The 6,241-nt window shown below is 34.9% G+C and carries 9 protein-coding genes; all 9 read right to left on the reverse strand.

From position 1 onward, the window contains the following. Nucleotides 1-2 precede the first annotated feature (2 nt). The gene (gene fliF, locus BM212_RS01165) at nucleotides 3-1,619 is read right to left on the reverse strand and encodes a flagellar basal-body MS-ring/collar protein FliF (RefSeq protein ID WP_091895449.1); all 1,617 of its coding nucleotides are present in this window, start codon (nucleotides 1,617-1,619) and stop codon (nucleotides 3-5) included. A 37-nt stretch (nucleotides 1,620-1,656) separates the two neighbouring features. After that, nucleotides 1,657-1,980: a flagellar hook-basal body complex protein FliE gene (gene fliE / locus BM212_RS01170; protein WP_091895452.1), complete on the reverse strand. Its 324-nt coding sequence runs from the start codon at nucleotides 1,978-1,980 to the stop codon at nucleotides 1,657-1,659. Between the two features lie 43 nt (nucleotides 1,981-2,023). Continuing rightward, a complete protein-coding gene (gene flgC, locus BM212_RS01175) occupies nucleotides 2,024-2,458 on the reverse strand; it encodes a flagellar basal body rod protein FlgC (RefSeq protein ID WP_072695023.1) in 435 nt (144 codons plus the stop codon). 27 nt (nucleotides 2,459-2,485) lie between these two features. Continuing rightward, complete coding sequence (flgB, locus tag BM212_RS01180) at nucleotides 2,486-2,863, reverse strand: flagellar basal body rod protein FlgB (protein ID WP_091895455.1); 378 nt, start codon at nucleotides 2,861-2,863, stop codon at nucleotides 2,486-2,488. A gap of 533 nt (nucleotides 2,864-3,396) precedes the next feature. Beyond that, nucleotides 3,397-3,762, reverse strand: coding sequence for a flagellar export chaperone FliS (fliS, locus tag BM212_RS01185; RefSeq protein WP_091895458.1), 366 nt, complete (start codon nucleotides 3,760-3,762; stop codon nucleotides 3,397-3,399). A gap of 21 nt (nucleotides 3,763-3,783) precedes the next feature. Beyond that, nucleotides 3,784-4,149 carry a hypothetical protein gene (locus tag BM212_RS01190; RefSeq protein ID WP_091895461.1) on the reverse strand — a complete coding sequence of 122 codons (366 nt, stop codon included), beginning with the start codon at nucleotides 4,147-4,149 and terminating at the stop codon, nucleotides 3,784-3,786. 19 nt (nucleotides 4,150-4,168) lie between these two features. After that, nucleotides 4,169-5,572, reverse strand: a complete 1,404-nt coding sequence (fliD, locus tag BM212_RS01195) for a flagellar filament capping protein FliD (protein ID WP_072695027.1) — start codon at nucleotides 5,570-5,572, stop codon at nucleotides 4,169-4,171. Between the two features lie 4 nt (nucleotides 5,573-5,576). Further along, nucleotides 5,577-5,969 carry a flagellar protein FlaG gene (locus BM212_RS01200; protein ID WP_072695028.1) on the reverse strand — a complete coding sequence of 131 codons (393 nt, stop codon included), beginning with the start codon at nucleotides 5,967-5,969 and terminating at the stop codon, nucleotides 5,577-5,579. Between the two features lie 149 nt (nucleotides 5,970-6,118). Further along, the coding region (locus BM212_RS01205; RefSeq protein WP_281244366.1) for a flagellin at nucleotides 6,119-6,241 on the reverse strand (123 nt) is incomplete at its 5' end.

Below are 6,241 nucleotides of genomic sequence, written 5' to 3' on the forward strand. Positions count from 1 at the left end.
TCTTATTCTTTCAGCCAGATTTTCATTAATTCTGCAGCGAGTTCAGGGTTTTGTTTCGCTTCTTCTCGCACTGTATCTTCTTTATCGCTCACAACTTTATTTTTTTGTTTTTTACGTTCAATGTTTAAGTCAATCGGATCTGGCTCTATAGGTGCCAATTCTTCTCTTTGTAATGGAGTAGGATTTTGATTTTCGAAAGCAGTTTCGAATTCATCGTAGTCATCATTTTTGCCACGACGAACTACGATCAAGATCACAATAGCTGTGATGAGCAAGACGATTCCACCAATCATAAATGGCCAGTATCTACGGAAGAACAACAAGAAGTCTGCCATTAGATCTTCTCCAATTGGTTCTATATATTCCCCATCAGCGAAAGGCATTGGTTCAAAAGTAACGTCTCCGACAATCTCTGTTGCTGGATCATCTAATCCTATAGCACGTCTTACGATTGGAACAATCTGATCTTCAGCTGGAACAGTTTCTGCATTTTGATTGATAATAATGGATGCATTAACCCCTTCAAGGACTCCTGGGGCACGAACATATCTTTCTGTTTTCTGATCTAATTCATAATTGATTGTCCGATCCAATGAAGTACTTAATTCTTCATCTCCATCTTCAGCGACAGGTAACTCTCCGTCTTCAATCAGACCTTGAATCATATCACTTGCACCATTATAATTTTCAGTCTGACTTCTGATTAACCCTTCACGTTCGGGATCTTCCTCTTCTTCATCGGTCATTGGCGCAGTATACTCAACTGTTTCTCCTTCAATTGCATCAAAGTTCATTGAAGCATTGACAACAACTCGAATATTATTTGCTCCATATACAGGAGCAAGAAGCGCATTGATTCTTTTTTCTAAATCTTGCTCATAAGTCTGTTGAACTGATAACTGCTGGGTAGAAACATCCGTAGCCCCAATAGCACTTTCCCCTTCTTGTAGAAATCCACTCAACAAGTTACCATTCGAATCAACAATTTGAATATTTTCCATTGGAAGATTATCAACTGCTCCAGAAACAAGAGAAGCAATTCCTTGAATATTTTGTGTTGTTAATTGTCCTGATCCTCTAGTCTCTAAAACGATCGAAGCAGACGCTTCACTTTTATAATCAGGATTCTGAAAAATACTATCTTCTGGTATAGATAACATAACTTTTGCTGTTTCAACTTGTTGTAATGACGAAATGGAACGTTCTAACTCTCCAGTAACAGCTCTCTGGTACATTATTTCTCTATCTTCATCAGTTGCCATCATGCTAGTTTCGTCAAAAATTTCAAATCCAGTTGAATTGACTGGCATTAATCCATTACTTGCCAGTTGAATACGGTACTGATCTACTTGTGCTTCATCGATCAGAATGGTTTTACCGTCGTCTTCTAGTTCATATTCAATTCCTTCAGTTTCTAAATTTTCAACTATCGCACCAGCGTCTGCTTCATCAAGGTCTGAAAACAATACTGTAAAATGATTTCTCTGTGCGATAAAAGCTAAAACTGCAAGTAAGATAACTGCTGTAGATACTACTATTATCAATATTCTTTTTTTCGAAGCTGCTAGATTTTTCCAGCCATTCTTTAAGTTATTCCCTATTTCTTTTAACTTGTCCATTAACCATTTCTCCCTCTAGCTGCTTTTGAATCAAAAATTAGAACTGCATATTCTTAATTTCGTTATATGCTTCTAAGCCTCTATTTCTTAATTGAACAGCAACCTCTAGAGAAAGCTGTGCTTCTGTAGTTTTCATCATAACAGTATGTAAATCATCCGCACTACCATCAACTAACGCTTGGACAGCTTGAGTTGAATCTGCTTGTTTGGATTCTAAGGTTTGTAAGGCATCTGTAAATATATTAGAAAATCCTTCTGCTCCTTCTGGTAAATCACTAGTCTTCTGATTTACACTAGCAGTCCCATTCATTTGATTCAGTGCATTGGTATATAATGAGCTCAAACCGTTTAATTCATTCATATTTAATTTCCTTTCAAAATGGATTTAGAATTTTTAAAGTAAATCACTTACCGATTTCCAGCGCTCGCTTCAGCATATCTTTATTGTTATTAATTGCAGTAACATTCGCATCATATGTTCTTATTGCAGTCATCATTTCGACCATTTCATCAGCCATATCAACGTTAGGATAAGCTACATAACCATTTTCATCAGCGTCTGGGTGTTCAGGTTCATAAACCATTTTGACATTTTCTTCATCAGCTTCTACCCCAGTGATTCTTACACCAGCACTACTTGTAGTTGTATCACCTGTAAATCCCGAAGTCTGTGTTCTTAGACTCTCTTCAAATTCAACTTGCTGTTTTATGTATGGTCCATCACCGTTTTCAACACGAGTCGTATTCACATTTGCGATATTAGTTGATATTGTATCTAATTTGAAACGTTCAAGTGTCAAACCACTTGCATTGATTCTCATTCCATCAAAAATAGACATATCCAGTTCCTGCTTTCTATTTTAAAGTTATCTTAATACTGAACGAAGCATACTATATTGAGCACTCGTCTGAGATATTAGTGCCTGGTAATAAATTGAATTTGCAGACAGTTCAGCCATCTCTGTATCAATAGCAACATTATTCCCATCATCGCCAACCATATTCCCGTCCTGCTCTTTAACAGTCGCAGTTACGTCGCTTGCTCCGCTAACACCATAATGACGTTCGTTAGTTCGTTGTAAACCAGTTCCCTCCATAGCGTCTTTAAGTAACGATTCAAATTCGACACGTTTAGCTTTATATCCCGGTGTATTAACATTTGCAATATTGCTAGAAACCGTCTCTTGCCTTAAGTTAGAAGCATCTAATGCTCTATGTAATAAATCAATATTGCTATATTCCATTCAAAAATCCTCCTCAATATATATACTAATAAAAAATTGTATAAAAATTGATTTTCTAGTGTGATCTTACTCTTATTAGTGTAAATTAGTCCTTAAGAAGATTCAATCAAATTTTTTTTTACCTAACTTTTCTGAATCTGCAAATGTGAACTTTTTTGAGATTACTCGAAATCGAGATAGAACGTTTTTTAAAAGGTCAAAATTTAAAAAATACAAAATAGGTTGTAATATCAGTAATAATCTGACACCAAGTACACTCTTTGGTATTTAAACTAGTTTATTTTGTCTCAATGTCAAGTAGGTTGCGAACTTTTATTTTGTCAAATAGCAAATAAATGACAGTTTTGTGAACATGCACCAAAAATCGCTTCCACAGTATGTATAATCACATTCTTATGTTGAAATGAATCAGCTATATATAAAAAAATAACAATCTATAATGATTGTTTTTTTTCCTTAATTAAATTTTTTATCAATTTTTATGCATTAGAGTATTCACATTTATTTTTATAGCACAAAAAATAGACCAGCAGTTAAATGCTGGCCCAAGCTTCGAGTAATTCATTTAGGATATTTCGTGCTGAAACCATCTTTTCTGTATCTTTTTTGAGGTTTGCCTGCAGCAGTTCGTTCAGCAGGTAATCATATAGGGCATCTAGTTCGCTGGCGATTGCGTTTTCTCCCCCTTGATGATTCAATGAATTAGACAATTCGGAAACAATATCTTGAGCTTTAATCAAGTGCTGATTAACTTTTTGAATGTCCTGTTGTTCCTGTGCCAATTCAGCTAAACGAATGTTTTTAATAGCTCCTTCATATAACAAAACAACTAACTGTTTAGGTGAAGCAGTTTGTATTTGATTTTTCTTATAAACATTAGCGGCATTTCCGTATCCCATCGTTTGCTCCTTATCTCCTTATTACGCTTGTCGGTCTAAAAACATTGACTGATTTTTATCCATATAACTATGAATAACCTGATTCTTTTTACTGATTTGAGTCATCTGATTTTTGAGGAGAGTAGTCTCTACATTTATCAATGTCATCATTTCTTTATGTTTTTGAATAATTACTTGCCATGATTCTTCGAACTTATTTTTAAATTGTTCTTTATCAGAATCTGATAACTTTGAGTCAAGCTCCTCTATTTCTTTTATCAATTTTTCGGATTCTTTAAATATAGCAAGGGCTGATTCTAAATTATATGAATAATTTTCATATAGTTCTAATAAGTTTAAAAGTACAGCTTTCTTTTTTTTTAATAAGCGACTAGACGACTGACTCATATACATTTCCTTTCAAGTTCTAGCTTTCTCCTAATTGACCCATTAAAAATTCTAATTGGGATTCTGCTTCCATCATAGCTGTATCCAAGGCTGTGAATTGTGTAATATACTGTTGGCGTTTTGTTTCTATACGTTCATTAAATGTTTCTATACGTTGATTAACATCTTTGATTAAACGATCATAAGTATCTGTTTTAGTTTTGATGATTCCAGTTGTACTAGAAATATACTCATTTACCAAGGAACGTGCGTCATTAGCAAATCCAGTTAGTTTAGTAACTGTTTCAGTACTCGGATCTCCATTTTCATCAACAGATTCAACTTTTTCATTTGTGGAACTATGGAAGAAAAGTGCTGCATCTTCAGGATTTTTCTCAAATGCTTCAATAAATTTTTCTCTATCAAAAGAAGCTAGGCCGTCTCGATCAACTTCTACACCAAGATCTTGTAATCCATTTACAGTCTCAGAAGCAGTTTCCATATTTCTTGTCATCATACTTCTTAAATTAGTCTGAAGTCTAGTCAATGCACTATCACCAACTAAAGCGCCAGTACTATTATCTTCTGCCGAGGGGTCTCCTACAGATAGTTGAGTTTCAATAAATGAATTTATTGAATTATATTGATCAACAACAGCTTGTAAAGCATCTGCCGCTACCTCAGTATTATCAGTAATCTTAAGTGTGTCCGATTTATTTTCTTCATGGACATTCTGCAAATTAAAGGTAACACCTTCAAGAACATCATTGATTGTATTACTATCTTTTTTTATTTCAATCCCATCAATTGTAAAAATGGATTGTTTTCCTTCTACAGTAGTGTTTTCATCCAATTTCAAACTTGATACCAATGAACCACCTACTGTTAAAGCTTTCTCTCCGGTATCTGTGCGCTCCAGGATCAAACGATTATCGACTATATTCGCTTTGATTTTCGAATCATCAGATTTTTCGTTTATCAAATCTTTAATATCTTTTAAACTCATGTCAGAAGTAATGTTAAACTCAAAAGCTTCTTCACTTTCTCCATTACTTAAGTTCAAGTTTCCATTGAACCCTAACTCATCTGTAATAGATTCAGCAGTAATTTTTCCTCCTGTCAATCGAGTAGCCGCTGCTAACTGGTCAACATGAATCTTGTATTCTCCTACCGCTGCACTACCCTCGGCAGTCACTGACACAAAATCTTTACTTGATACAGAAACATTTTTTGCATTAAAAGTTTCTGCCTTGGTTAGAGTTTCAAGTTTATTATAGAAACTATCTAGACGGCTGTTTACATCTTTCCACGCAGTCTGTTCTGTCTGGTATTCTGTTTTTTGCGTGGTATATCTTGTTCCACTGGCTGATTCAGCTTCGATCAACTGGTCTATTGTTGTCATATCAATGCCAGAGTAAGTACCCATTATATTCATTGCACTCATTTTATCACTCCGTTCTGTCTATAATCAGACCTGACCATTCCCAGATACCTGCTATGATATCAAGCATTTTCTCAGGTGGGATTTCTCGTATTACTTCATGAGATTCTACATCTATTAATTCTACTAATATTCTTCCAGTACCTTCATGTTTCCTAAAAGTCAATTGAGTGTTTACACGCTGTATGACTTCTTTTGCTTCTAAAACCCATTGATTGACCTGCTTTTCAGTTGGAGGCTGCTTCAGTAGATCTGATGTTTGATCTGCTCTTCTGATTTCTCTAACTGGTTGAATTGGTTCTACATAGGAATCCTCATATAAGGATATCGTACTTTTACTATGTTGTAAAACTCTATCAATATTTCGAATTGTATTTTGTGTATTAATTCGCTGATCCATCAATCCAGCTCCTATTATCAAATTGGATACAGCAATCCCTCCAACCGTTTAATATGTTAGAAATTCTGCATCATGTATGTACAACAAAACCGAAGCTAGATTGACTAGCTTCGATCCTATTGGTTGATAGTTGTATGAATAGATTAAGCTTAACCCAATAGTTGTAGAACGCCTTGTGGCATTTGGTTAGCTTGTGCAAGCATCGCTGTTGAAGCTTGAGAAAGGATGTTAGATTTAGTGAATTCCATCATTTCTTGAGCCATATCAACGTC

It is taken from the genome of Marinilactibacillus piezotolerans (assembly GCF_900114235.1).
Classification (GTDB): domain Bacteria; phylum Bacillota; class Bacilli; order Lactobacillales; family Carnobacteriaceae_A; genus Marinilactibacillus; species Marinilactibacillus piezotolerans.

What these genes read in the sequence shown, in the direction of transcription:
- fliF (WP_091895449.1), bottom strand. Translation starts at nt 1,619, where the DNA reads ATGGACAAGTTAAAAGAAATAGGGAATAACTTAAAGAATGGCTGGAAA.
- fliE (WP_091895452.1), bottom strand. Translation starts at nt 1,980, where the DNA reads ATGAATGAATTAAACGGTTTGAGCTCATTATATACCAATGCACTGAAT.
- flgC (WP_072695023.1), bottom strand. Translation starts at nt 2,458, where the DNA reads ATGTCTATTTTTGATGGAATGAGAATCAATGCAAGTGGTTTGACACTT.
- flgB (WP_091895455.1), bottom strand. Translation starts at nt 2,863, where the DNA reads ATGGAATATAGCAATATTGATTTATTACATAGAGCATTAGATGCTTCT.
- fliS (WP_091895458.1), bottom strand. Translation starts at nt 3,762, where the DNA reads ATGGGATACGGAAATGCCGCTAATGTTTATAAGAAAAATCAAATACAA.
- BM212_RS01190 (WP_091895461.1), bottom strand. Translation starts at nt 4,149, where the DNA reads ATGAGTCAGTCGTCTAGTCGCTTATTAAAAAAAAAGAAAGCTGTACTT.
- fliD (WP_072695027.1), bottom strand. Translation starts at nt 5,572, where the DNA reads ATGAGTGCAATGAATATAATGGGTACTTACTCTGGCATTGATATGACA.
- BM212_RS01200 (WP_072695028.1), bottom strand. Translation starts at nt 5,969, where the DNA reads ATGGATCAGCGAATTAATACACAAAATACAATTCGAAATATTGATAGA.